The 1,414-nt window shown below is 62.5% G+C and carries 2 protein-coding genes; both read left to right on the forward strand.

Going from position 1 to position 1,414, the window contains the following annotated elements; genetic code table 11:
* The first annotated feature begins 54 nt into the window (after positions 1–54).
* Positions 55–585: a hypothetical protein gene (locus tag EN884_RS35925; protein ID WP_013531784.1), complete on the forward strand. Its 531-nt coding sequence runs from the start codon at positions 55–57 to the stop codon at positions 583–585.
* A gap of 7 nt (positions 586–592) precedes the next feature.
* Positions 593–1,384 carry a YdcF family protein gene (locus tag EN884_RS35930; protein WP_063167958.1) on the forward strand — a complete coding sequence of 264 codons (792 nt, stop codon included), beginning with the start codon at positions 593–595 and terminating at the stop codon, positions 1,382–1,384.
* Positions 1,385–1,414: the final 30 nt, after the last annotated feature.

Consider the following 1,414-nt stretch of genomic DNA (forward strand, 5'->3'; position numbering starts at 1 on the left):
CCGCCGTCATCGAGCAAGCCGCCGGCACATTCCAGCCGGAGAAATGGTGGTAGCATGCCGCCCCCGTCTCGCATTTCCATCGTCGAGACGGAAGACGAACTGCTGATAACCAACCCACCGCGCATCTCGGATTTCAGGATGGGCTTCGTCCTGGTTGGGGCCGCGATCGTTGCCTATACCGGCTACATGGGATTGACCGACACGTCGCCCGCAAACGTCGCCAGCGGCACTCTCGGACTGCTGTCGTTCACTGCGATCATTGCCCTCTTCACCTACTTCCTCGGCAAGGATTTCATGTGGCTGGTGTTCGGCAAGGAAACCCTGCGGCTAACCGACGTGGCAGCCGTGCGCGACGTCAGGGGTTTTGTGCGAAATCGTTCCTCATTGCCTTTGAAAGGGCACCTTGAGGCCGAAATCCTCGACCATACCTATCCAACGGATGAAGCGGGGCTGTCGGAAGTCATCAGGTTGACCAACACCAACGGCGTCCTTGTTTTCGGCAGGGAGTTGAGCCGGCCCGAGGCCGAGGCTGTGACAAGTGCCGTCGAGCACTTCATCGGTCGTGAGAATTCGAGCCGACGATAGGCAGCCAATGTTCTTCTACCTTTCCAAGATCTTCTGGTTCTTCATCCAGCCGCTCAACCTGGCGATCTTCCTGCTGCTAGCGGGACTGCTCGCGGTCACGATCGGGCGCCGACGGTTAGCGGCCGCCGGCAGCGTGCTGGCATTTTTGATCCTTGCACTGTCAGCATGGACGTCGCTCGGCGCCATGATGCTCAATCCGTTGGAAGAGCGCTTTCAACGCCCGCCGCTGCCGGAAAAGGTCGACGGCATCGTCGTGCTCGGCGGCGGCTTCGAGGGCGCCATCAATCTGGCGCGCGGCGGCTATGAGCTGAACAGCAGCGGCGATCGGATGGTCGAGACCGCGATTCTCGCCCGGCGCTTTCCCACCGCCAAGGTGGTCGTCTCCGGCGGCACCGGCGCGTTGTTTCTCGATGGCGAGGGCGATGCCGCAACCGCGCCGCGCCTGCTCACCGCGCTTGGCGTGGCCGCCGACTGGATGATCCTGGAGAACAAGTCCCGCAACACCTATGAGAACGCGGTCTTCACCAAGGAGTTGGTAACGCCGAAGCCCGGCGAGACCTGGCTGCTGGTGACCTCGGCCTTCCATATGCCGCGCGCCAAGGCGCTGTTCGACAAGGCCGGCTTTGCAACCGTTCCATGGCCGGTCGACTATCGCACCTCGGGACGGGAAGGCGTCGGCCTGTTCCGCGACAATCCAGCCGATTCGCTGCGGGCCACCACCATGGCCATCCGGGAATGGATCGGGCTTTTTGCCTACTGGCTGTCAGGCCGGATCGATCAGCCTTTTCCGGGCGGCTGACCGATCACCGCCTGCCTGGCCGCCGAGAAG

Source organism: Mesorhizobium sp. M7A.F.Ca.AU.001.01.1.1 (genome assembly GCF_004022735.1).
Taxonomy (GTDB): domain Bacteria; phylum Pseudomonadota; class Alphaproteobacteria; order Rhizobiales; family Rhizobiaceae; genus Mesorhizobium; species Mesorhizobium ciceri.

Excerpts from the sequence above, each read along its gene's own strand:
- EN884_RS35925 (WP_013531784.1), top strand. The coding sequence starts at position 55 with ATGCCGCCCCCGTCTCGCATTTCCATCGTCGAGACGGAAGACGAACTG.
- EN884_RS35930 (WP_063167958.1), top strand. The coding sequence starts at position 593 with ATGTTCTTCTACCTTTCCAAGATCTTCTGGTTCTTCATCCAGCCGCTC.